Here is a 22,908-nt window from a genome sequence, read left to right on the forward strand (position 1 = left end):
CTTCCTTAGTTCACTTAACGATCTGGGCTAATTTGCCGCTCTTGTATAACTCAGCCATCTTCTCCAATGGAATCGGCTTAATTTTTGATGCTTGACCAGCTGACCCAAAGGCTTGAAAGCGGGCAATACAGACTTTTTTTGCTGCTTCTCGTGCTGGCTTCAAATAATCACGTGGATCAAACTTACTTGGGTTCTCAATAAAGTAACGACGAATCGCACCCGTCATTGCCAAGCGAATATCCGTATCGATATTGATCTTACGTACTCCATGCTTAATACCTTCTTGAATTTCTTCAACAGGCACGCCATAGGTTTCTTTCATATCGCCACCGAACTGGCGGATTTCTGCGAGTAATTCTTGGGGAACACTGGAGGAGCCATGCATCACTAAGTGCGTATTAGGAATACGCGCATGAATTTCTTTAATGCGCTCAATCGCCAAAATATCACCGGTAGGCTTCTTCGTAAACTTATAAGCACCATGGCTAGTACCAATCGCAATTGCCAAAGCATCGCATTGCGTCGCTTTAACAAAATCAGCTGCCTGCTCTACATCCGTCAACAACTGCTCACGCGTCATCTTGCCATCAGCACCATGACCATCCTCTTTATCACCCTGCATAGTCTCGAGTGAACCAAGAACACCTAACTCAGCTTCGACAGTGACTCCAATAGAATGTGAGAATTTGACGACCTCTCTGGATACATCGACGTTATATTCGTAACTAGCAACGGATTTACCATCTGCCTCTAAAGAGCCGTCCATCATCACGCTAGTAAAGCCGCTCTTAATTGCGGCCATACATACGGCTGGGCTTTGACCATGATCTTGGTGCATTACGACGGGAATATGGGGGTAAGCCTCTACTGCTGCTGAAATAAGATGGCGTAAGAATGGCTCACCTGCATACTTACGCGCCCCAGCAGAGGCCTGCATAATTACCGGAGAATCTGCTTCGTCAGCAGCTTCCATAATGGCCGTGACTTGCTCCAAATTATTCACGTTAAATGCAGGTAGTCCATAACCATGTTCTGCCGCATGATCTAAAAGTTGTCGTAAAGATACTAATGCCATGATGATCTCTTTATTAAATTAAATAAGTAATGAATGGGTAAATAACTAGCTTGGGCTAAATTACTTCACCTGAATAATTTTGAGGGAATTGGTGCCCCCTGGTTCGCCCATGGGCTCTCCAGAAGTGAGAACTACAACATCATCTTTCTTCACTACACCAAGTTTTTTCAGGCAATCTTCTACTTCTTGCAAAGCCACGTCTCGATCCTTGGTGTAATCCAGACCAATCGGAAAGACATTACGGTACGTACTGAGTGCTCGCTGCGTTGAAATCTTGGAGGTCAACGCAAAAATAGGGACATGAATGTTGTGCCGACTCATCCATACGGCAGTCGAACCAGAGTCCGTTAAAGCAGCAATAGCATTGGCATTTAAGTGGTGTGCTGTAAATAAAGCACCTAATGCAATTGTCTGATCAATGCGGCTAAAGGTTTGATCCAAGAAATCCGTATCCAACTTCACGCGATCAGACTTTTCTGCTTCAACACAAATTTCTGCCATCGCCTTAATAGTCTGCACTGGGTACATACCTGCAGCAGATTCTGCTGACAGCATCACGGCATCTGTACCATCCAATACCGCATTAGCTACATCACTAACTTCAGCACGTGTAGGCACAGGTGCATTGATCATGGACTCCATCATTTGCGTAGCCGTAATAGTAAATTTATCTGCCTCTAGCGCCCAAGCAATCATTCGCTTTTGCAAGGCAGGTACCGCCGCATTGCCAACCTCAATAGCCAAGTCACCTCGAGCCACCATAATGCCGTCGCTCTCAGCAATGATACTTTTTAATGCATTTGACTCAATCGCTTCTGCACGCTCTACTTTAGCAATCGTTCTGACTTTACCAACACCATACTTCTGGCTAGCAGCATCTGCTAACTTGCGAGCATATGCCATATCAGCACCGTCCTTAGGAAAGCTAATCGCTAAAAAATCAACCCCCATAGCAATAGCCGCATCTAAGTCTGCAATATCTTTTTCAGTCAGGGCTGGGGCTGTTAAGCCACCGCCAGCACGATTAATACCCTTGTTATTAGAAAGTGGTCCGCCCTGCTCTACGCATGTAAATATCTCACCACCCTGAACACTCTGCACTTGTAAGACTACTAAACCATCATTCAATAAAAGACGGTCGCCTGATTTGACATCCCTGGGCAACTCTTTGTAGTCAAGTCCTACGCGCTCTTGATTGCCCATTTGACAAGCGACATCTAAAATAAATTGATCGCCCTCTTTAAGCAGGATTTTGTTATCAACAAATTTACCAACGCGAATTTTAGGGCCTTGTAGGTCAGCCATGATGCCGACTTCTTTGCCTACTTGAGCAGAAATACTCCGCACTAAATCATGTCGCGCCTTGTGATCTGCCACAGTGCCATGAGAAAAGTTCATACGCACTACGTCTACACCTGCAAGAATCATGTCGCGCAGTACTTCTGGTTTTTCAGATGCTGGCCCTAAGGTGGCAATAATTTTTGTTGCTCGTAACATCGTTATTCTTTCGCTCGCTCAACTAATACCGCAACAGCTGGCAAGGTTTTGCCTTCTAAAAATTCCAAGAAAGCGCCCCCTCCAGTAGAAATGTAATCCACTTGATTCTCAATACCATACTTAGCAATTGCCGCTAAAGTATCGCCGCCACCTGCAATGGAGAATGCAGGGGAGTGGGCAATAGCTGCTGCCAACATTTTGGTGCCACCACCAAATTGGTCAATCTCAAATACACCTAATGGGCCATTCCAAACAATCGTACCTGCATGGGCTAGCATCGTTGATAAACGCGCAGCTGTTTTAGGCCCAATATCCAAAATCATATCGTCATCAGCCACTTGATCAGCGGGCACTCGGTTCGCACGAGCCAAAGGCGAGAGCTCATTAGCAACAACGACATCTTCTGGAATAGGGACATGCGCACCCCGCTTTTCCATAATCGCCATAATCTCTTTAGCCTCTTCCACTAAATCTGGCTCAGCTAAGGATTTACCAATTTGCAGCCCCTTGGCCAACATAAAGGTATTAGCAATACCACCACCCACAATTAATTCATCCACTTTGTCAGCGAGCGCTTTAAGAATCGTCAACTTAGAAGACACCTTTGAGCCAGCAACAATCGCCACAAGAGGGCGCTTTGGATTGGCCAATGCACGACTCAAGGCATCTAACTCTGCCGCCATTAATGGGCCTGCGCAAGCAATGGCTGCAAATTTAGCAACGCCATAGGTTGTTGCCTCTGCACGGTGTGCAGTACCAAACGCATCGTTGACGTAAATATCGCATAGAGCAGCAATCTTCTTTGCCAGCGCATCACTATTCTTTTTTTCGCCTTCATTGAGGCGACAGTTCTCTAATAAAACCAGTTCACCTGGCTTGACTTCAAAACCGCCCCCTACCCAATCGCTAATAAGCGGTACTTTACGATTCAAGATCGAGGCAATCCGATCGGCTACGGGAGCCAGGCTATCCTCAGGCTTAAATTGGCCCTCTATTGGACGCCCTAAGTGGGAAGTCACCATTACGGCAGCACCTGCATCCAGACACATTTGTACCGCAGGCATGGATGCCCGAATTCGGGTGTCTTCAGTGATGTTACCCATATCATCCTGGGGAACATTGAGATCGGCACGGATAAAGACCCGCTTCCCCTTCAACAGGCCTGCCTCTGCTAATTCATTGAGTCGTTTTACTTTAAAAGAGAATTCCAGCATGAGAGTAGGTAATTTAGGTGAATTTGCTGATTTATCAGGATTTCCCCATTCTAAATCGTCCGGACTGTTGAACCCCAAAGCCAGACCAAAGAAAGTGCTTCATCTGCTCTACAATAAGGCCTTGGACGTATTTATGGCTCTGGGGCCAAAACCCCGCCGGCTAAATACCTCGATTAACCCTATTTATTAGAAACAAAAGGTAGAAAACATGTCGATGTCCGACCGCGATGGTTTTATTTGGTCCGATGGGAAGCTTGTTCCTTGGCGTGAGGCCAACGTTCATGTGCTAACCCATAGTCTCCACTACGGAATGGGTGTTTTCGAGGGTATTCGTGCCTACAACACCCCTAAAGGTACCGCTATTTTTCGTCTACCTGAGCATGTAAAGCGCTTATTCAACGGAACGAAGATTTTCCAGATGAATATGCCTTACACACCTGAGCAAATTACCAGCGGCATCATCGACGTCGTTAATAGCAATGAGTTGAAATCTTGCTACATCCGCCCCATTATTTTTATCGGCTCTGAAAAATTAGGCATTTCACCAAAAGGGAACACCATTCATACAGCGATTGCTGCCTGGGAATGGGGCGCTTATTTAGGTGAAGATGGTCTTAATAAAGGCATCCGCGTGAAAACGTCATCCTTTACCCGTCACTTTGTAAATTCTTCATTGGTGCGCGCCAAAGCCTCCGGCTATTACATCAACTCTATTTTGGCCAATCAAGAAGTTACTGCCAATGGCTATGATGAGGCACTCTTGCTAGATACTGAAGGCTACGTCTCTGAAGGCTCTGGCGAAAATATATTCATGGTGCGTGATGGCATTGTCTACACACCGGACCTAGCCTCTTGCCTAGATGGCATTACCCGTGCTTCCATCATTCAGATTGTCAAAGATCTGGGCCTGGAGTTGCGTGAAAAGCGCATTACGCGTGATGAAGTTTATTCTGCTGACGAAGCATTCTTTACTGGTACTGCTGCTGAAGTGACGCCGATTCGCGAGTTGGATGATCGTACGATTGGTGATGGCAAACGCGGACCAATTACCGAGAAAATTCAGGCAATTTACTTTGATGCGGTTTATGGTAGAAGTGCGCAATATCAATCTTGGCTGACCTACGTTAAGTAATAGTGAAATAGGGAATAAGAGTATGAGTCAATCACCTGTAGTCATGATCGATGGTAAGGATCTTCCTCTGCATTGCCCTACTAACCAAACCCCAAGCTGGAATTCGCATCCACGGGTATTTTTAGATGTAGCGAAAACGGGGGATGCGAAATGCCCCTACTGCGGTACTGAGTACAAGCTCATCCCAGGTACCGAGCCCCACGGGCACTAGACCCATTAGCGCCCCTCAATCTTGGGGCGCTGTGTCGGGATACTTTATATGAATCGTATTCTGATCATTGCCCCAAATTGGATTGGTGATGCCGTGATGTCCCAGCCCCTGATGGCTGATCTGAAGGCAAGGTATCCAGATTCAAAGATGGATGTCTTAGCTAGTCCCTGGGTTGCACCCATCTATCAAGCTTGTACTGAAGTTAACCAGGTCATTGAAGCAAAGCTCGAGCACAAAAAGCTGCAATGGAGCTTACGCAAGCAACTTGCTAAGCAGTTAGAAAAAGAGCGCTATGAAGCATGCTTTGTATTGCCTAATAGTCTGAAGTCTAGTCTTATTCCCTGGCTAGCAAATATCCCTCTTCGAATTGGCTATCGAGGCGAGATGCGCTTTGGCTTAATCAACGTTGCTTTAGATAATCCCAGTAAGCAGAATCGCCCACCAATGGCAGAGCACTACCTCGCCTTAGGTGGTGCACTTGATGCCTTCAAAGTCCGCTCGAATCATTCAGCGAATCCAATACTAAATGTATCGACTCAAGCAAAACAGACGGTTGTAGCTAAATTAGCTCAGGCTGGCATTGATCAAAAATTGATTTACGTATTTTGTCCCGGTGCAGAGTATGGCCCCACCAAGCGCTGGCCAACGGATCACTTTGCTAATCTTGCCAAACAACTAATCACCAGCAGGCCAGCAGCCCAAATCATTCTTTTAGGCGGTCCGGGTGACCATGCTTTAGCAGAGCATATTCAAGCTCAAGCAAGTCATCACCCTCAACTTCATAACTGGTGTGGCAAAACACAACTGGATGAGGCTATTGCTCTAATCGGTATGAGTAAAACCCTCGTCAGCAATGACTCTGGGCTGATGCACATTGGTGCTGCGCTGAAGGTGCCACAGGTAGCGATTTTTGGCTCCAGCGATCCAAACCATACACCCCCCTTATCAGAGAGGGCTAAAGTAATATGGCTCAACCTACCATGCAGTCCATGTCATCAAAGAGTGTGCCCATTAGGTCATCTCAAATGCTTGAAAGCAATTTCTCCACAAACCGTATTAACCGCTATCCAAACATTAGAAAGTTAGCCATGTCTAAACTTGCTAGACTCTTTCAGAATGCTGATGAAGTAGTAGATGCTTGGCGTGAAGCTCTTAAAAATCGTGACGTCAAAGGTGCCTTAGCCATTTGGCTCGACGATGACTCTATTACTTGCGTATTACCAGAAGGCCAACGCTTAAGCGGGCATGCAGAAATTCGGGCAGGACTAGAGCGCTTACTCGATAAACAGGCGCTCTTTTTAGAGCCCATCGCATGTATTAGTCACTCAGTTCTGGGCGCCGCTGTGTACGATACGACCGAAGCGGTTCACCTAAGACCCGATCAAATCGAGGCAGCATTTTTTCTGAATATTACCTTAGTGTTGCTGCAGGATAGTCAAGGCTGGCGCATTGCCCACCTTCACGCAAGCCATTCGACTGAAGAAACTTTTGATGCCCCCTCTACTCCGCATGGACTTCATTAGTAATGGATGAGCAGGTACTCCGGTCGCTTATCAAGTGGCCAGAAGTAGCTGATTGCTTTGGGTGGTTAGCGTTGGATCGTCGAGGTCAATGGCGTATGCGCGATGAATATGCGCAAGCGAATGGACTACCAGGTAAAGTTATTGAGCACGCCACGCTAAATGAATACATTGCCAGAAACTATGCACGAGACACCGCAGGAAGACACTTTTTTCAGAATGGCCCACAACGGGTGTTTGTTACTCTAGATGCAACACCATGGATTGCCCGCATCCATCCCAGTACAGCTAAATTAAAAATACTAACGCAATGCAACACCCCCATAAACCCCCAGAGTGCTCTTTGCGATGAAGTTGGCAACGTTTACATCATCGGCTTAATAGAGCAAATGATCTTAACTGAGCTCAATACCTCAATGCAGAGCCTGTTTACCAAAACAGAATCACTTGCAGTAGCACTGCTACATGATCATGATTTAGATTTGTTCTCTAGCCAATCCCAGGTACAAGAAGATGCCTGCAGCTTTAGAGGTATCTGGACTTGGCAAGACTGTCCTCTTCCAATTGAACCCATTCATTCTGCAGAATTGAGTCAGCGCTTTCACTTTATCAAGACGCCTATTAAGGACTAGCTGGGTAAATTTTTACCTTGTTCCTTTAATTCTTCTCGATACTGCTTTTGCATTTCTCGAAGTCGTGCATCAATGCTAGACCCTTGATAAAAATCAGCGCCACCAGATGATCTGGCTATTTTTAATTGCTCAATAGCCGATGGCCAAGCACCTTCAAGTGCATATTTTTCTCCTAAAGCGTAGTGCCGCATAGGGACATTACTTGCCTGATCATAGGCATTCGAAAGCATCGTCCACCACACCACCTCATTTGGCTGCAATCTCGTGCGCGCTTTAAGCCATGCAATAGCATCATTTGTTCGCCCTAGCTTGAGATAGGCATTCATCATAGCTGCGCCCGCAGCATAAGATTGTGGGTAAGCGCGTAAAGTTACCTGGGCTAACTGCAGGGCCTCTTCGCTCTTTCCCTTGGCTAAGGCCAACTCTGAGCTGGTGATATCTAAAGAAAGGCTTTGGCTCTGAATGGGAGAGCCTGGTGCGCTAGCACTGTTGGCTAGCTTACGTGCTTGTTGTAGATAGCCCGTAGCCTGATCCAGTCGGCCTTGCTTCTGAGCAATCAGAGCAAGTCCATAAAATCCCTCTATTTGCTTTCCTGGACTGGATTGCTTACTCAAACTATCAAACACATTTTTAAGGTCATACATACCACTTGAGGTGCCAGACTGCTCCATGCGGGCACGCGCTTTAATTAAGTAAAACTCTACCGCAGTAGGTACATTTCTGCTGGGAATATTACGCACTCGATCTTGCATATCAGCAATACGATCGGTGGTTAATGGATGAGTGCGAACATAGGATGGCACCCCCTTATCCATAATCCCCGTCGCTTTTTGTAGGCGCTGAAAAAAACCAGGAGCACCATTGACGTCATATCCACTGGCGGCCAAAATCTGAAAACCAATACGATCTGCTTCACGCTCCGCATCCCTGGAATACGATAGTTGGTTATTGATAGCAACTGCTTGACCACCCTGCATGAGACCAGATGCTGCTCCTGGATTACGCGAAGCAGCCAGTGCTCCTAGCAAGATGCCTGCTAAGGCAATCATGGTGTTCGTTGTCTGCTTATCCATCTGACGAGCTAAGTGACGCTGTAAAACGTGACCTGTTTCATGGCCCATCACCGAGGCTACCTCTGAATCCGATTCAGCGCTTACCAATAAGCCCGTATGAAAGCCAATAAAACCGCCAGGTAAAGCAAATGCATTAATGCTGGTGTCTTTCACTGCAAAGACTTCGAAGTTATAGGCACTACCACCCTGATCATTAGCACCCCCCAATTGCAAGCGTTTAGCCGCTTGTAATAAGCGGCGTTCCATTTGATTTAAGTAGTCATAAATTGGCAAATCATTAGAGTAGTCCATATCTGGACGAATTTGGCGCATGATCATCTCGCCATATTTTTTCTCATCCATTCTGCTTAATGAGTCGCCTCCAGGATCACCCATATCGGGCAATATAAAAGTCTCTTGAACCTGAAGTGCATTTCGAGTTGGTAAGTTAGCAGAGCGGGCGTCCGGAGACTGAACAGCTCTGCCTAAATTTTGCAAGGCAGCAGACTCACCCTGTACTGAAACATCCCCTGTCACAGCCGAAGAAGCCGCCCCTGCAGCATAAACTACGCCGACACTTGGCCATGCTAAGGCCAACATCAATTGGCAGGCCACAATGCGCTTAAAAGTAGACGATTTTGGTGAAGGTTTTATGACTGGCATCTCTATATGGTAAAACTTATCCCATGAATAAACTAACTCATTTTGACGCCAGTGGGCAAGCCCATATGGTCAATGTTGGCGATAAGCCCCATACGCACAGGATTGCCCTCGCTACCGGCAAGATTACGATGCTTCCTGAGACCTTTAAAATGATTGCGGAAGGTACCCATAAAAAGGGAGATGTCCTCGGAATTGCTCGGATTGCAGGTATTCAGGCATCTAAAAAAACCTCCGATTTAATTCCCCTATGCCATCCCTTGGCGTTAACCCATGTCAGTCTCGAGTTCGAACTTCAGGCAGTAGAAAGCAGCATCATCTGCCAAGTAAGAGCAGAAACCACAGGGCCTACTGGGGTGGAAATGGAGGCCCTAACTGCCGTCCAAGTTGCCCTCCTCACAATTTATGACATGGCCAAAGCCGTCGATAGAGGCATGGTGATGGGTGATGTTCACCTACTAGAGAAGAGTGGTGGCAAGTCTGGGGAGTGGAAAGCAGCTTGAGTGCATGGTTTCTAGCGCTTCCTCGATAAACAAAGGTCACCCAAGGTGACCTTTTATTTACTAAATTGAGTTACTTAACGCACTTACTTGCTGCCGGTAATGCGGCATTCTGACGGTAAAAGCTGCGGCAATAAGTTTGTTTCAGTCGATCTGCACGACCATCCTCCAGCCCAAGTTGCACCCTCCGGCTTGGACAAATCAATCGCCCTTGGAATATTACTATCTGGGTCATTTGTTGGAATAAGGTGAAGTGTATTTTTTCCTTCTGGGGCAACATTGCTTTGATAGTCGATCGCAATTGCTCCGGACGGGGTAATCTCAATGAGCTTAACGCTGCGAGTGGTAACAAATGTAAATGATCCATCTGTTGCCTCACTCATTGACACCGTTCCACGACTCGCAAAAGCTTCTGTCACAGCTAACTTTGCACTTGAGGAGAGGTTCATCCCTTCCACAATGCGACTGCGTGCAATGTAGTCTTGATACTGGGGTACCGCTACGGCAACAAGGATTCCGATGATGGCAACCACTACCATCACTTCAATTAGGGTGAAGCCTGATTCTGACTGGCCTTGTGGTTGCTGTTTTTGTTGCTGTTTTGGTTGCTGTTTTGACTGCTGTAATTGGACTGACATTTCCATAAGCTCCGGTGGTTGAATACCTCATCATCCAGTCTATACCGAAGGGATTCAAGGTGCTTAAATGTCAAAAAAGCCGGCTTTAGTGGCCGGCTTTTTTGGATTAATGCGTCAGAAAATTAATGGGCATGTTTGCCAGCATTTTTTTTCTTCAAATAAGTTCCAACCAAAATAACAATCGCCACACCAATAACCTCAAATGCCAGCTTCGCATCGCCAAGCGCCTCCTGAATACTATCCTTGATAGCAGGATCGTCAACCAACATACCGCCGGCTAACAAACCTAGTAGACCAGCACCTAAAGTAATGATGACTGGAAAGCGATCCATCACCTTAAGCAACATAGCACTACCAAAGATGATTAAGGGAATAGACATTCCTAAACCAATAATCAACAGCAAAAGTTGTGTTTCTTGAGGGCCTTTTTGAGCTGCAGCAGCAACCGCTAAAACGTTATCCAAACTCATTACTAAGTCAGCAATCAAGATCGTACGAATAGCCGCCCAAATACTGGACTCACCTTTCATATCCTCTTCACCACCACTGTCGGATAACAATTGAATGCCGATATAGAGCAACAACAAAGCGCCGACAATTTTTAAATAAGGTAATGACAAGAGTGCTACTGCTGTAATCGTCAGTACGACGCGCAAAATAATAGCAGCGGCGCTACCCCAGAAAATGGCTTTCTTTTGCTGTGCAGGTGGCAAGTTGCGTGATGCCAAGGCAATCACCACAGCGTTGTCGCCAGATAAGAGGATATTAGCAACAATGATTGAGAGTAGTGCCGCCCAAAATGTTGCGTCTGAGAATGCTGAAAAATCCATATTGTCTCCGTATTTCTTAATATTTTAGTTTTAACTACAGGGTGCTACAAAAGACATGCTGACGAATCAGCATGTCAATTTACTCGTAAGACCACAATTACAACATAGCTTTAAGCAAGGCGGCCATTTCTGAAGGATTTCGAGTGACCTTGAAGCCACACTCCTCCATCACTTCAAGCTTGGCATCTGCAGTATCTGCGCCACCAGAGATCAATGCCCCTGCATGGCCCATACGCTTGCCTGGAGGCGCCGTGACGCCAGCAATAAAGCCTACTACTGGCTTCTTCATGTTGTCCTTACACCAGCGTGCAGCTTCTGCCTCGTCTGGTCCGCCGATTTCACCAATCATGATGACGGCATCGGTTTCTGGGTCCTCATTAAACATCTTCATGATGTCAATATGCTTTAAGCCATTGATTGGGTCGCCACCAATACCTACCGCTGTGGACTGACCTAAACCAATTGATGTCAATTGACCAACGGCCTCATAAGTTAAGGTGCCCGAACGACTAACAACACCAATGCGGCCCTTCTTATGAATATGGCCTGGCATGATGCCAATTTTAATTTCGTCCGGCGTAATAATTCCTGGGCAATTAGGACCCAACAGTAGCGTCTTCTTGCCACCCGCCGCTTCTTTAGTTGCCATCTTATTGCGTAACTCCAGCATATCTTTGACTGGAATACCCTCTGTGATGCAGATCACGAAATCTAAGTCAGCCTCAACCGCTTCCCAGATTGCAGCAGCAGCACCAGGGGGAGGAACATAAATTACCGAAGTAGTCGCCCCAGTTTGTTGAGCAGCTTCTTTCACTGTCCCATAAATTGGAATGTTGAAAATAGACTCGCCTGCTTTCTTAGGATTTACACCAGCGACAAAACAGTTTTTACCATTTGCGTATTCCTGACACTTTTCAGTATGAAACTGTCCAGTTTTTCCAGTAATACCTTGCGTAATGACTCTTGTATTTTTGTTAACCAAAATAGACATATTGATTTCCTTGATTATTTATTTTTAGCAACGGCAGCAACTACTTTTGTAGCCGCCTCAGCCATTGAATCGGCGCTAATGATAGGCAAACCCGAATCTGCAAGTATTTTCTTGCCTAGCTCTTCGTTGGTGCCCTTCATTCGCACAACCAAAGGAACCGTTAAGTTCACCGCCTTACAAGCTGTAACTACGCCATCAGCGATCACGTCACAACGCATGATGCCGCCAAAAATATTAACCAAAATGGCTTCTACACTCTTGTTCTTGAGCATGATTTTAAAAGCTTCCGTAACCTTTTCTGCTGTAGCGCCACCGCCCACATCTAAAAAGTTAGCTGGCTCACCACCGAACAATTTAATAGTATCCATCGTTGCCATTGCTAAGCCCGCGCCATTTACTAAACAGCCAATATTGCCGTCTAGGGAGATATAAGCCAAATCGAACTTAGAAGCCTCAATCTCTGCAGCATCTTCTTCATCAATATCGCGATAGGCTACGATTTCTGGATGACGGTATAGGGCATTTGGATCAAAATTAAATTTAGCATCCAACGCTTTGATCTTGCCATTGCCTTCTAAGATTAATGGGTTGATTTCCACTAGTGAAGCATCGGTATCCCAATACGTTTTGTAAAGATTTTTAAATACTTCGCTCGCCATTGGAATTGAGGCATCAGGAACACCAATTCCTTTTGCAATGATTTGGCAATCAGCATCGGTTAATCCAATCAGTGGATCAACAAACACTTTGATAATTTTTTCTGGATGAGACTCTGCAACCTCTTCAATATCCATGCCGCCTTCGCTAGACGCCATGATTACATTCTTTTGGGTGCCGCGATCAGTAACAATACTGAAGTAGTACTCTTTTTTAATATCTGCGCCATCTTCAATTAAGAGGCGATTGACCTTTTGGCCTTCTGGTCCTGTTTGATGGGTTTTTAACTGCATGCCCATAATTTCAGAAGCGTATTTCTTCACTTCATCCATACTTCTGGCTAGCTTTACACCGCCGCCTTTACCTCGACCACCCGCATGAATCTGGGCTTTGACTACCCATACTGGTCCGCCCAATGTTTCAGCAGCTTTGACTGCCTCATCGACACTAAATACAGGGATGCCATTAGGAACGGGCACATTAAATTGGCGCAGCAACTCTTTACCTTGGTACTCATGAATTTTCATTATTACTCCTGAATCAGTGTCTTTTTAGAGGGCGATAAGGATTTTCAAAGCCAGATTCACCTTCATTTCACTTTTGCTCGAAGTATTTTTAATTGAACAAAAATTTAGTAAATTCGACTGAACACCCAAGATTAAGAGTCTAGCATGCTGCAATGCCGCAATATGCTGTTTGAACCCCGTATTTCCCCTAACTGGAACGTCCGGTGACTACCCTAGACACAACATCCGAGCTAAATCCTTTTGAAGCCAGAAAACGGTACTGCCGGGCTTTCTCTTTTTGCTCTTGAGCGATGACACCAAACTTGCGCAGCCACAGTGCATGTGCGCGTTCAAACTCTGTTTCTTTTAGGGATTTTAAGAGCTCGGTCGTCTTACTGCTATCAACACCAGCTTGCTGTAACTCATCTTGTATTTTTCTAGTGCCAAAGCGTTCACTACGTCGTCTAACTAGGGCCTCCGCGAATCGCTGATCTGACAACCACCCTCTTGCCTCGAAGTCATTTAATACTTCTTCTATCTGAATACTTAAAGGTTTAACTGGAATGGAATTCGCTAAATCAGAATTCCCTGAATCTTGGCTCCCTAAGCTAGACTCCTCCGATTTTTCTCGAGCACGCTGTAACTTTAGCGATCTAGCAACTGAATCTTCTAACTTTGCCCCTAAGCTCTTGCGGCTATATTCGCGCATTGATAAAAAGCGCAAAGCCCGAGCTTTGAGACTCGGGCTTTGTTTATCTTTACCACCTAGCTCTGACATGGAACGACTACGCTTCCTCTTCTTCGCTCACAACGTCACTAATAATTGCCGTTCCTGCCTTTACACCCAACTTTGCACGAATTTTTGTTTCAATATCAATCGCGATTGCTGGGTTCTCTTTTAAGAACTCACGCACGTTATCTTTACCTTGACCGATACGATCTCCGTTATAGCTATACCAAGAACCAGATTTCTCAACGATATCAGCCTCAACGCCCATATCGATAATCTCACCTTCTCTTGAGATACCAGCACCATACATGATGTCAAAAATTGCCTCACGAAATGGAGGGGATACCTTATTCTTCACCACTTTGACGCGAGTCTCGTTGCCAACAATTTCGTCGCCTTTTTTGATGCTACCAATGCGGCGAATATCTAAACGCATAGAAGCGTAGAACTTCAGCGCATTACCGCCTGTAGTAGTCTCTGGGGAGCCAAACATCACGCCAATTTTCATCCGAATTTGGTTAATAAAGATTACCGTCGTATTCGTCCGCTTGATTGCACCAGTCAGTTTACGTAAGGCCTGACTCATCAAACGCGCTTGCAATCCTGGCAAGGAATCGCCCATGTCACCCTCGATCTCAGCTCTTGGAACCAAAGCAGCAACTGAGTCGATCACAATGAGGTCAATTGAACCGGAGCGCACTAGCGCATCTGCAATCTCTAATGCTTGCTCACCTGTATCTGGCTGAGAAATTAATAAATTATTTACATCTACACCGAGGCGTGAAGCGTACTGAACATCCAAGGCATGCTCAGCGTCAATAAATGCACATGTACCACCTATCTTTTGCATTTCTGCAATTGCATGTAGGGTTAGTGTAGTTTTGCCTGAAGACTCAGGACCATAAATCTCGATGACACGACCGCGCGCTAAGCCACCAACTCCTAAAGCGATATCTAGGCCCAAGGAACCGCTAGAAACCACCTGAATATCTTGATTGATTTCTGCATCGCCCAATCTCATGATTGAGCCTTTGCCAAACTGCTTCTCGATTTGCGCCAAAGCTGCACTTAATGCTTTTTGCTTATCTCCACTCATTCCGTCAAACTCTGATGAGGCTGATTTTTTCTTATCATCCAAGGCCATATTAAATTCCTTTTCGCTATTTAGAGGGCTTTTTCCTGCTGATTTTTTGTTTTTAAAGGTCATGCAAGTTACTGTATATAAAAACAGTACTATTTGCAAGCGTCTTTTGCGTACTTATTACTGATTCTTGGCTAGGCTTGGTCCTGCAGCGATTCGATCCCAGTAAAAGAATAAGGGAATTGCCACCGCCCAAACCAGGCTTAAAAGGACTAAACCCCCTATTTGTCCATGAATACCCCAGGCTCCAGCTCCCATCCTGATGCCGGCTTCATAGGACAGTGGGCCTGCGATCCCTCCGAGAATAGCCCCCAAAATAGGCCTCTCTCTTAACCAAGATAAGGAACTATTAATGGTGCTGGCCACTAAGGCCCAAAGCGCCCACATCCATAGTGGCGAGAGATTCGCGCTTGGCCAAGCATCCTCGAACCTAAGAAAACCAAAATAAGCGATAAGTGAGTCTGCACTCACTCCAAACAAGACCGCCTTAATAATCAGCCTCAGCTCAAGAATAGGCTGGGGTGAGCGCCAAATATGCCAGGCAATGTAGGCCAAAGTACCTAAAGCAGGCCAAAGCACTTCCTGTTTAGCTGCACCAATGATGCAAGCAAACCAGCCTAGCTGAAAAATCACAAAATTCCAAAATTTAGCCATCAGCACACCTCCAAGCAACCCTGCCTAAGAAAAAGGCCATCACCGCTGGGTAATGGCCTTCTAAACATGGTGGCGAATCAGGGATTTGAACCCCGGACCTGCGGATTATGATTCCGTCGCTCTAACCAGCTGAGCTAATTCGCCGAAGCAATGATTGTAACAAATTGGTCAGATTAGGGGTGAGATCTGCACCGACCTATCTTTAGGGTAAGCGCCTCATTGCCTGGTAAACCGGGTAAAGATGACTTTATTCTCCTCACTATCGCCAAATTGGTCCAATAATTGCTGTCGCCGACCTAATTCAAAGTCTGCAAAATCGAAACCTGGTGCGACGGTACAGCTAACCAAACTAAAGGAAGACGCTTCATGTGCTTTAGCGGCAAACCAAGTATTGGCAGGCACAGTCATCTGCAGTTGGTCATCCACACCAACACGATGCTCCTCTAGCTTCCCCAGAGCATTCATCAAATAAATTGATAACGAGCAGCCGGTATGAAAAAACCAGCTTTCATCAGAGGCGACCTTGTGCCAAGCTGAAAAGGAATCTCCTGGCAGTAAAAAATAAATGCTCGTGTAAGCTGGGCGTACACCATTAAGAATCGGCACTTCAAACTCTAGCGGTGCGCGATACATCTCTTTATAAAACCCACCCTCGGGATGTGGCAGCAAATTTAAGCGCTGAACAAGCTCCTTAATCGAATCTTTTGAATTGGGCATTAGCAAAAAATATATAATCTCTTCAAGTTAAACAATCTTGATCACTAAGTCCGGTAAGTTATCGATGCTACAGCGCACAATATCTCCCCTAACTACCGGCCCTACATTCTCTGGTGTTCCAGAGTAAATAATATCCCCAGGAAAGAGCTCATTCGCTTCTGATAATTTAGAAATTTGCTCTGCCACAGACCAAATCATCTGGTCCAAAGTCGCCTTTTGCTTTACTACCCCATTTACTGAAAGGGCAATAGTCCCTTTAGTAAAGTGCCCCACTTGCGCTAAAGGATAAATAGGCCCTATCGGTGCAGAGTGATCAAACGATTTACCTATTTCCCAAGGCTTCTTCTGATCCCCCATAAAACGCTGCAAATCCCGGCGGGTCATATCTAGGCCCAAAGCGTACCCAAAGACATGCTCAAGGGCTTTATCAATAGGAATATTCTTACCGCCCTTGTTTAAGGCAGCCACTAGCTCGACTTCATAGTGATAATTTTTGGTCAGAGAAGGGTATGCATGGTCGACTATTTTATTAGGCGCAACAAACTGAATGGCATCCGTTGGCTTTTGAAAAAAGAATGGTGGCTCACGCGTGGGGTCTGAACCCATCTCGCGTGCATGAGCCGCATAATTTCGACCAATACAGTAAATACGGCGTACTGGAAATTCAGCGCTACTACCTGCAATAGGAATCAACGTTTGCGCAACAGCAAACGGCGTTTTAACTGAATCACTCTCTTTATGCGCCTGAGCTGAAGACATCACGCCTACAGTAGAAAGCGACACAACACCTAGCTTAATTGCACTGCGTCGACTAAGGGCATCACTATTAAAGTTTGACATTGCTTATTCCCTAAAAAAATGAATACACTATCTTATGCGTATTCATGTTCATATTCGCTCATACAACTATCAGGAAAACCCTAAGAATCAATATCCGCTAGATGAGGCATGCGAAAGTCTGTCAATCACTAACATATGTGGAACGGTCAAAGCCGCCAGGATCACAAATAGGATCTGGATGAGTTGCCCATCCAACTGAGTACTCGGAAATAGTACCCAGGCCGAGATAAAAGCCCCTAATACAAAAATCATCGGCAGAATCATTGCTTTGAGCAATGCAGTGCCAGAGTCTAGATTGGCGAACCGATAAGCACGCATGATGTGACGAGGCCCGTGCATGCCGCAGAAGAAAATGGTGAACGCTAATAGCGGAGGTAAAAAGCTGGCTACTGCAATTACCGCCAGAAATTCAACACTACTAAAGCGATCTTTTCGAATATGGGCTACAGCCAAAAAAATAGATGCAATCAGCCAAGGTATTGCTATTGGCCGTAAGCCTGCCATGACCATGTTTGCAGCCTCTTCCCCGGCCACGAAGGCAAATAAAATATGCATCTCAGGAGCATATAAAAGTGCCGGTAATACCAAAATACATGAGCCGTAAGTGAAGCGATATATACGAGAAAAATGACCTTCAATATCCGTTGAAAAATGAATGGCAGAAATAATTAAAAACCCAATCAAGAAAAAAGTAGGGGCCGCCCACCAAATTAGCACTACTGCTGCAGCTAAGGCTAGATAGGCCGTTAAAAAGATCAGCCACTGCATTGGAGAGTTTATTTTGTAGAGGGGCTTAGCAAGAATGGCATCCAGAGCTCCATGCGGAATACCTAGTAAAGTAATCAGGGCAATGAGTACTAGCCACTCCACCTTTTTATCCAGGCTAAATCCCAACAAATAGACCAGAATCACAAAAAAAGAAAAGGTACAAAATAATTGTCCCTGGAGCCTCAGGTTCATAGACTCACCTTCTGATGAACTTCTTTTTCTCTGGGCAATAGGGGGCGAAAAAGCTCTCGAATAAATGGTGTTGCTGGTAAAGAGCGCATAACCGATAGGTAATCCAAGGCTCTCGCCTCACCACTCAGAAAACGAATCACTATCAATGGGGAAACATTTTTAAAAAGCGATAAAAATAAGCTTGGCGCTTTGGCAGGGTCGGAGCGTAATACCTTCAAAAATAAAATATCCATCTTGCGAACAATCCAAGGATCAGATGGCTGATTAATTAATTCCCCTGACTGAACCAATGAAGCCGCACATAGTCGAGCCCATTGCTGAATTCTCTGAAAGGCATAACCCGTGCTAGCTCTAGCAGACCCTGCCATTACACCTACTTTGGCGTAACTAGCATCAGCAACTCTTGGTGGCACATCTAATCCCATAGGTAAGCATGCACTTTCGGATCTCAAAATAGTGAATGCTGTATCCCCTACACGCTCTTTAACAGCACTCTCAAGGTAAGAAGCTAGGTCTGTTGCTGTTAGAGGGCTAGGAGCAAATACAGTAAATTCAACTAAAGCCCGAGTAGCTGACATGGGTAAAAAGTAGATAAATGCAATGCGATCAGAGCCCGGCAAGAAATCCATTAGATCGGCTATGCTCGAATCAAAGATCGCATCGCTACATTCAATTTCAAAGCCATAAAACGATTGCCAAAGAATGCTGGTGGTATTGGGGTTGACGCTGTCTGGACGGGTATCGACCAAAAATGAACTCTGGAACACACCCTCACTAGTCTTGACCTCCCAATGATCTTGAAAATGATGAACGGCATCCTCAACAACAGCTCCTAACTCAACTTCAATTTGAGGGGAGGAATAGATCGTTTTTAATGCTGCTTGATAGAATTGATCAGAAGCAAGCATTTGATAGGGGCGATTCTTGCAAGGGAAAAAAATGCTTTCCAAATTGGAGCTGATTCTCAGCATGCTCCATTGATGGGTTGCACCTGCATGAGCCTGAATTTGCTTACCCTTTTTAGCCTTTTCGGGAGGCTCCCAAAAGCACCAAGTACGATCATTTTTATATTCTTTGCGGGATTCTAAAAGCAATACTTTCAACTTCTTGCCTTTAGATAGCGCAAGCTCTCTGGCTAGGCTAAGGCCTGCACAGCCTCCTCCCAAAATAATCAGATCATATTTTTCAGCCATTAATCATAACTACTATATCGCTAAATAAAAAAATCTGAGAAAGGACGTTGTTTAGCGCTATTTAGATAACCCAGAGGACGCCAAAAACTTCGAGTGAATATGGCTTGAATAAATGCAGTAGTGGTCACCAATATTTTTTGAGGACCAGAGACCACTGCCCTTTGCTGCCAATAGTTAAATTTATTTTTCTTTAATTGAGTACCAATCGTTTGATAGACACGCGCTGCCACCAAAATACTACTACGAGCTCCTAAAGGCAAATAAGACAAACCATTGTGCCCGCTAGCATAGTACTGATCTGCCTTTTTCAACATTCTTGCAATGCCGTTAATAACAAGCACCTGTGTTTCCAAATCCGGATTCATCAACTGGGCCATACTCATTTCACCCACCATCGAGATAGGCAAGTAGCAGCGCCCTACTTTCGCATCATCGGCAACATCACGACAGATATTCGTAAGTTGCATTGCAATGCCTAAGTCAACCGCATGTCGTAACGCTGCTGGATCATTTACATTAAGCACTTTGCACATCATCAGTCCAACCGTACCCGCAACTTGATAGCAATACTTTAATAGTGCTGCATCATTTTCAATTTGCTTTAATCGAATGTCAGATTGAATACCCTTAATCAAATCTAAAACCACCACTAAATCAATATGACACTCCCGCATTAAATTAATCCCATCCTGAATTACTGGCTGCGTTGAGTGCCCCGCTGTAATTTCTGCTTCAGCCAGCTCAATAGCCTGCGCTGCCTTTTCAGCCGAATGCTCCTCATCTACGAGATCGTCTAGATAGCGACAAAAGCTATACAAACGGGTAGCGTTCGATGCCTGCTGTGCGCTCATAAAAAAACGGGCCCAATAAAAACTTCTACCCTTTGTAGCCAAAGTATTTTCAGCCTCAGCTAATATGGCTTCTGAGGGCGACTGAACCACATGAGGCCTCAGTATTGAGGGCTCTTTAGAGCCAGCTCTTTTAATAGGATTTACTGATGGGATCAAATTATCAATGACTTTTGCTGAGCAAAGCACTCCAGGCATACCAGCTCCAGGATGCGTTCCCGCTCCAACTAGATATAAGTTTTTGATACCTTCAGCTTTATTGTGAAAACGAAACCAAGCCGATTGTCTAAAAAGGGGCGCAATTGAGAAACCCGCACCAAACTGACTCAAGTAGTCAGTCTTAAAATCTTGGGGCGTCATGAAAAAATCACTCGTAATTGTTTCTGTAAGCCCTGGCAGGATCGTTCGATCCAAAGCGGCAACAATCCGAGATTGAAGTTTAGGACCTTCGACAGACCAGTCAATCTCTGCCTGTAAATTAGGGACGGGGCAAAGTACGTAAAAACTGTCGCATCCTTCTGGAGCAAAACTGGGATCTGTTGCTGTGGGACGATGCAAGTAAAGTGAAAAATCTTCTGTAAGTATTTTCTTATCAAAGATATCCTCGAGTAGTTCGCGATAGCGCTCGCCCATCCAAATTGTATGATGAGCTACTTCAGGATACTGTCGGGTCGTGCCAAAATACAAGACAAAAAGACCCATTGAATACGATGCGGCTTTCAATTTTGAGCGGGTCATGATTGCTTGTTTTTTCGGCTCAATCATCTTGCTGTATAAAAAAGCAGGATCTGCGTTAGAGACAATCACATCGGCATCGATTACCTGGCCACCTTCTAGCAATACCCCTTGAGCAACCCCATTCTCAATTAGGATCTGCTCAACCGTAGTACCAAGCTTAATAGCGATACCATGGCGTTGCATTAAATCTGACAATGCCTTAGTAATAGCGCCCGTACCACCCATAGCAAAGTAGACGCCGTATGAACGCTCTAAATAATGAATCAAGCCATAAATGCTAGTGGTATCAAAAGGATTACCACCCACTAACAAAGGCTGAATGGAAAAAGCTTGCCTCAGCTTTGGATTTTGAAGATAACTGCACACCAAACCCCAAACTGTTTTGTAGCTACCTAAACCAATCAGCCTGGGAATCTGAGCCAGCATTGTCTTAAATTGATGAAATGGTTGCGCTGAAAGCTCAACAAAACCGACCTCAAAAATTCGTTTAGATTGCGCTAATAATTTTTTATAGCCCACACAGTCTGCAGGCTCAATACGGCGAATTTCGGCCAAGGTCTGCTCTAAGGTTCCGCCATAATCAAATGTAGTTTGATCTGCGAATACAAACCGATACCATGGCGTAAGTGGGACTAACTTGACATGATCTTCAAGCTTCTCATCAAACAGAGAAAAAAGTTCTTCGAATAGGAAGGGGGCGGTGATTACTGTTGGACCTGCATCATGGCGAAAGCCATTGCGGTTAAAAACCTGTGCACGACCACCTATATCAGCACACCGATCAATCAGGGTTACCTCATAACCCTTGGCGCGTAGTCTCAATGCAGCAGCAATACCTCCAAATCCAGCACCCACTACGATTGCCTTCATTGCCGTGCGATATCTGAGGAAATTGGTGTGGTAGCTTTCAGTTGGTGGGATAGCTTCTGGGCAAGCTCAGCAAGTAAGTAACCTGAATTCATCGGCAAATGATTGCAAGCATTGGTAGCCTGCTCTAGCTTAAGTAACCCTAAATCTAATGCTGCTTGATAGCTATTCATACCGCTTGGGTCTGACTGTAATACCAACAAAATATTAGCGTGGTGGATGCAGTCACCACTAGAATCTTTTTCAAAATCTTCGATGTCATCATAAATCTGATAGGCCACAGCAAAGTCATCGGCAGCCTGTCTTGCCTGAGTTATCCATTCTTTTTTACCACCAGCAATCAGGGCTAGCTCGATCGGCAAGCTCAGCAATGCCCCTGATTTACTGAAGGCAATATCTTCGTATGTCTTTAAATTGAGTGTTTTAGAGTCCAACAGGAGATCAGAGCATTGGCCTTTGATGGCATAAGACACTTTTGCATGCATTTGTTTCAGTAATTCAGGAATGAGGGCATAGCATTGCGTTTGGGCAATTGCGGCATAAGCGGCGGATAACATGAGGTCGCCAGTACAGATGGCAACGTTACTACCGAATTGAGCCCAGACCGCTTTCGATCCACGTCTTATCAAATCCTCATCCTGAAGGTCATCATGGACTAATGAGGCGTTATGCAGCAACTCAACAGCTGCTGCTAAGGCAATGGCATTTGTTTCATTCACTCCTAAGCTTGCACAAGCAGCAAGGGCAAGACGAGCACGAATGCGGTGACCGCCCAATTGAAGATGATACGCGGCAGCTTCATGCGCTAAGGAGGAAATAGTATTTTTAGATTGCTCTTGATCTTTAACTAAATCGAGCATCAGAGCGTCCACAGATGAAAGCCACAAGTCCGGATTAGGAGCTGTTTTTACCAGAAATTCATCTGCAAGCCTGTTCATGGGGATATCCCTAAATCTGTCTATGGTTACCACTAAATAATTAACTACTCTTATTTATCGCATTGATTTACTTTACTAATTTGTTACTAGTCACTACTAATCACTACTAATCACTACCAAATGAAAAGACTAATGGGAATGCTCCCACTAGTCTTTAATCAAAACAA

The 22,908-nt window shown here is 45.2% G+C and carries 23 protein-coding genes and 1 tRNA gene; 6 read left to right on the forward strand and 18 right to left on the reverse strand.

Features of this window, described 5'->3' with window-relative positions:
* Positions 1–10: 10 nt before the first annotated feature.
* Genes fba through B0G85_RS06815 form a run of 3 tightly spaced genes read right to left on the reverse strand, consistent with a single transcriptional unit; the run spans position 11 to position 3,786 of the window.
* Positions 11–1,075, reverse strand: a complete 1,065-nt coding sequence (gene fba, locus B0G85_RS06805) for a class II fructose-bisphosphate aldolase (RefSeq protein ID WP_100379702.1) — start codon at positions 1,073–1,075, stop codon at positions 11–13.
* 60 nt (positions 1,076–1,135) lie between these two features.
* The gene (pyk, locus tag B0G85_RS06810) at positions 1,136–2,572 is read right to left on the reverse strand and encodes a pyruvate kinase (RefSeq protein ID WP_100379703.1); all 1,437 of its coding nucleotides are present in this window, start codon (positions 2,570–2,572) and stop codon (positions 1,136–1,138) included.
* A gap of 2 nt (positions 2,573–2,574) precedes the next feature.
* Positions 2,575–3,786, reverse strand: a complete 1,212-nt coding sequence (locus B0G85_RS06815; RefSeq protein ID WP_100379938.1) for a phosphoglycerate kinase — start codon at positions 3,784–3,786, stop codon at positions 2,575–2,577.
* 208 nt (positions 3,787–3,994) lie between these two features.
* On the opposite strand from B0G85_RS06815, the gene B0G85_RS06820 reads away from it, so the two are divergent.
* The 5 genes from B0G85_RS06820 to B0G85_RS06840 are packed head-to-tail and all read left to right on the forward strand — an operon-like array spanning position 3,995 to position 7,281.
* Positions 3,995–4,918, forward strand: a complete 924-nt coding sequence (locus B0G85_RS06820; protein WP_100379704.1) for a branched-chain amino acid transaminase — start codon at positions 3,995–3,997, stop codon at positions 4,916–4,918.
* Between the two features lie 22 nt (positions 4,919–4,940).
* Positions 4,941–5,129 carry a zinc-finger domain-containing protein gene (locus B0G85_RS06825; RefSeq protein ID WP_100379705.1) on the forward strand — a complete coding sequence of 63 codons (189 nt, stop codon included), beginning with the start codon at positions 4,941–4,943 and terminating at the stop codon, positions 5,127–5,129.
* Positions 5,130–5,177: 48 nt separating this feature from the next.
* Positions 5,178–6,215, forward strand: a complete 1,038-nt coding sequence (waaF, locus tag B0G85_RS06830; RefSeq protein WP_100379706.1) for a lipopolysaccharide heptosyltransferase II — start codon at positions 5,178–5,180, stop codon at positions 6,213–6,215.
* Positions 6,216–6,217: 2 nt separating this feature from the next.
* The gene (locus tag B0G85_RS06835) at positions 6,218–6,652 is read left to right on the forward strand and encodes a YybH family protein (protein WP_100379707.1); all 435 of its coding nucleotides are present in this window, start codon (positions 6,218–6,220) and stop codon (positions 6,650–6,652) included.
* Positions 6,653–6,654: 2 nt separating this feature from the next.
* Positions 6,655–7,281, forward strand: a complete 627-nt coding sequence (locus tag B0G85_RS06840) for a DUF2946 family protein (RefSeq protein WP_100379708.1) — start codon at positions 6,655–6,657, stop codon at positions 7,279–7,281.
* On the opposite strand, the gene B0G85_RS06845 is transcribed toward B0G85_RS06840, so the two are convergent.
* Complete coding sequence (locus B0G85_RS06845) at positions 7,278–8,996, reverse strand: M48 family metalloprotease (RefSeq protein ID WP_100379709.1); 1,719 nt, start codon at positions 8,994–8,996, stop codon at positions 7,278–7,280. The two genes, B0G85_RS06840 and B0G85_RS06845, sit on opposite strands and share 4 nt — an antisense overlap.
* Positions 8,997–9,019: 23 nt before the next feature.
* Between B0G85_RS06845 and moaC the strand changes: the two genes are divergently transcribed.
* Positions 9,020–9,496: a cyclic pyranopterin monophosphate synthase MoaC gene (gene moaC / locus B0G85_RS06850; RefSeq protein WP_100379710.1), complete on the forward strand. Its 477-nt coding sequence runs from the start codon at positions 9,020–9,022 to the stop codon at positions 9,494–9,496.
* Positions 9,497–9,579: 83 nt separating this feature from the next.
* Here the strand turns inward: moaC and B0G85_RS06855 are convergent, their stop codons facing one another.
* The 14 genes from B0G85_RS06855 to B0G85_RS06920 form a co-directional block, all read right to left on the reverse strand.
* A complete protein-coding gene (locus tag B0G85_RS06855) occupies positions 9,580–10,131 on the reverse strand; it encodes a pilin (protein ID WP_198508749.1) in 552 nt (183 codons plus the stop codon).
* Between the two features lie 122 nt (positions 10,132–10,253).
* Positions 10,254–10,961 carry a TerC family protein gene (locus tag B0G85_RS06860; protein WP_100379711.1) on the reverse strand — a complete coding sequence of 236 codons (708 nt, stop codon included), beginning with the start codon at positions 10,959–10,961 and terminating at the stop codon, positions 10,254–10,256.
* A gap of 97 nt (positions 10,962–11,058) precedes the next feature.
* Positions 11,059–11,952, reverse strand: coding sequence for a succinate--CoA ligase subunit alpha (gene sucD / locus B0G85_RS06865; RefSeq protein WP_100379712.1), 894 nt, complete (start codon positions 11,950–11,952; stop codon positions 11,059–11,061).
* A gap of 14 nt (positions 11,953–11,966) precedes the next feature.
* Complete coding sequence (sucC, locus tag B0G85_RS06870) at positions 11,967–13,136, reverse strand: ADP-forming succinate--CoA ligase subunit beta (RefSeq protein ID WP_100379713.1); 1,170 nt, start codon at positions 13,134–13,136, stop codon at positions 11,967–11,969.
* A gap of 187 nt (positions 13,137–13,323) precedes the next feature.
* On the reverse strand, positions 13,324–13,893 hold the full coding sequence (locus tag B0G85_RS06875; protein WP_100379714.1) for a regulatory protein RecX: 570 nt from the start codon (positions 13,891–13,893) through the stop codon (positions 13,324–13,326).
* Positions 13,894–13,900: 7 nt separating this feature from the next.
* Positions 13,901–14,983 (reverse strand): recombinase RecA, encoded by a 1,083-nt coding sequence (gene recA, locus B0G85_RS06880; RefSeq protein ID WP_415836302.1) that lies wholly within the window; start codon positions 14,981–14,983, stop codon positions 13,901–13,903.
* Positions 14,984–15,106: 123 nt separating this feature from the next.
* On the reverse strand, positions 15,107–15,640 hold the full coding sequence (locus B0G85_RS06885) for a DUF2878 domain-containing protein (RefSeq protein ID WP_100379715.1): 534 nt from the start codon (positions 15,638–15,640) through the stop codon (positions 15,107–15,109).
* 67 nt (positions 15,641–15,707) lie between these two features.
* Positions 15,708–15,784 (reverse strand) — tRNA-Met (locus B0G85_RS06890).
* Positions 15,785–15,856: 72 nt separating this feature from the next.
* Positions 15,857–16,357: a cupin domain-containing protein gene (locus B0G85_RS06895; protein ID WP_100379716.1), complete on the reverse strand. Its 501-nt coding sequence runs from the start codon at positions 16,355–16,357 to the stop codon at positions 15,857–15,859.
* A gap of 27 nt (positions 16,358–16,384) precedes the next feature.
* On the reverse strand, positions 16,385–17,116 hold the full coding sequence (locus B0G85_RS06900) for a fumarylacetoacetate hydrolase family protein (protein ID WP_232725996.1): 732 nt from the start codon (positions 17,114–17,116) through the stop codon (positions 16,385–16,387).
* Positions 17,117–17,284: 168 nt separating this feature from the next.
* The gene (locus tag B0G85_RS06905) at positions 17,285–18,157 is read right to left on the reverse strand and encodes a Brp/Blh family beta-carotene 15,15'-dioxygenase (protein ID WP_100379718.1); all 873 of its coding nucleotides are present in this window, start codon (positions 18,155–18,157) and stop codon (positions 17,285–17,287) included.
* Complete coding sequence (locus B0G85_RS06910; RefSeq protein WP_100379719.1) at positions 18,154–19,350, reverse strand: lycopene cyclase family protein; 1,197 nt, start codon at positions 19,348–19,350, stop codon at positions 18,154–18,156. The genes B0G85_RS06905 and B0G85_RS06910 overlap by 4 nt, the downstream gene beginning before the upstream one ends.
* 20 nt (positions 19,351–19,370) lie before the next feature.
* A complete protein-coding gene (crtI, locus tag B0G85_RS06915; protein ID WP_100379720.1) occupies positions 19,371–21,806 on the reverse strand; it encodes a phytoene desaturase family protein in 2,436 nt (811 codons plus the stop codon).
* A complete protein-coding gene (locus B0G85_RS06920) occupies positions 21,803–22,741 on the reverse strand; it encodes a polyprenyl synthetase family protein (protein ID WP_100379721.1) in 939 nt (312 codons plus the stop codon). Before B0G85_RS06920 ends, crtI begins: the two co-directional genes overlap by 4 nt.
* Positions 22,742–22,908: the final 167 nt, after the last annotated feature.

It is taken from the genome of Polynucleobacter brandtiae, assembly GCF_002797575.1.
Taxonomy (GTDB): Bacteria; Pseudomonadota; Gammaproteobacteria; order Burkholderiales; family Burkholderiaceae; genus Polynucleobacter; species Polynucleobacter brandtiae.

What these genes read in the sequence shown, in the direction of transcription:
- fba (WP_100379702.1), bottom strand. Translation starts at nt 1,075, where the DNA reads ATGGCATTAGTATCTTTACGACAACTTTTAGATCATGCGGCAGAACAT.
- pyk (WP_100379703.1), bottom strand. Translation starts at nt 2,572, where the DNA reads ATGTTACGAGCAACAAAAATTATTGCCACCTTAGGGCCAGCATCTGAA.
- B0G85_RS06815 (WP_100379938.1), bottom strand. Translation starts at nt 3,786, where the DNA reads ATGCTGGAATTCTCTTTTAAAGTAAAACGACTCAATGAATTAGCAGAG.
- B0G85_RS06820 (WP_100379704.1), top strand. Translation starts at nt 3,995, where the DNA reads ATGTCGATGTCCGACCGCGATGGTTTTATTTGGTCCGATGGGAAGCTT.
- B0G85_RS06825 (WP_100379705.1), top strand. Translation starts at nt 4,941, where the DNA reads ATGAGTCAATCACCTGTAGTCATGATCGATGGTAAGGATCTTCCTCTG.
- waaF (WP_100379706.1), top strand. Translation starts at nt 5,178, where the DNA reads ATGAATCGTATTCTGATCATTGCCCCAAATTGGATTGGTGATGCCGTG.
- B0G85_RS06835 (WP_100379707.1), top strand. Translation starts at nt 6,218, where the DNA reads ATGTCTAAACTTGCTAGACTCTTTCAGAATGCTGATGAAGTAGTAGAT.
- B0G85_RS06840 (WP_100379708.1), top strand. Translation starts at nt 6,655, where the DNA reads ATGGATGAGCAGGTACTCCGGTCGCTTATCAAGTGGCCAGAAGTAGCT.
- B0G85_RS06845 (WP_100379709.1), bottom strand. Translation starts at nt 8,996, where the DNA reads ATGCCAGTCATAAAACCTTCACCAAAATCGTCTACTTTTAAGCGCATT.
- moaC (WP_100379710.1), top strand. Translation starts at nt 9,020, where the DNA reads ATGAATAAACTAACTCATTTTGACGCCAGTGGGCAAGCCCATATGGTC.
- B0G85_RS06855 (WP_198508749.1), bottom strand. Translation starts at nt 10,131, where the DNA reads ATGTCAGTCCAATTACAGCAGTCAAAACAGCAACCAAAACAGCAACAA.
- B0G85_RS06860 (WP_100379711.1), bottom strand. Translation starts at nt 10,961, where the DNA reads ATGGATTTTTCAGCATTCTCAGACGCAACATTTTGGGCGGCACTACTC.
- sucD (WP_100379712.1), bottom strand. Translation starts at nt 11,952, where the DNA reads ATGTCTATTTTGGTTAACAAAAATACAAGAGTCATTACGCAAGGTATT.
- sucC (WP_100379713.1), bottom strand. Translation starts at nt 13,136, where the DNA reads ATGAAAATTCATGAGTACCAAGGTAAAGAGTTGCTGCGCCAATTTAAT.
- B0G85_RS06875 (WP_100379714.1), bottom strand. Translation starts at nt 13,893, where the DNA reads ATGTCAGAGCTAGGTGGTAAAGATAAACAAAGCCCGAGTCTCAAAGCT.
- B0G85_RS06885 (WP_100379715.1), bottom strand. Translation starts at nt 15,640, where the DNA reads ATGGCTAAATTTTGGAATTTTGTGATTTTTCAGCTAGGCTGGTTTGCT.
- B0G85_RS06895 (WP_100379716.1), bottom strand. Translation starts at nt 16,357, where the DNA reads ATGCCCAATTCAAAAGATTCGATTAAGGAGCTTGTTCAGCGCTTAAAT.
- B0G85_RS06900 (WP_232725996.1), bottom strand. Translation starts at nt 17,116, where the DNA reads ATGTCTTCAGCTCAGGCGCATAAAGAGAGTGATTCAGTTAAAACGCCG.
- B0G85_RS06905 (WP_100379718.1), bottom strand. Translation starts at nt 18,157, where the DNA reads ATGAACCTGAGGCTCCAGGGACAATTATTTTGTACCTTTTCTTTTTTT.
- B0G85_RS06910 (WP_100379719.1), bottom strand. Translation starts at nt 19,350, where the DNA reads ATGGCTGAAAAATATGATCTGATTATTTTGGGAGGAGGCTGTGCAGGC.
- crtI (WP_100379720.1), bottom strand. Translation starts at nt 21,806, where the DNA reads ATGAAGGCAATCGTAGTGGGTGCTGGATTTGGAGGTATTGCTGCTGCA.
- B0G85_RS06920 (WP_100379721.1), bottom strand. Translation starts at nt 22,741, where the DNA reads ATGAACAGGCTTGCAGATGAATTTCTGGTAAAAACAGCTCCTAATCCG.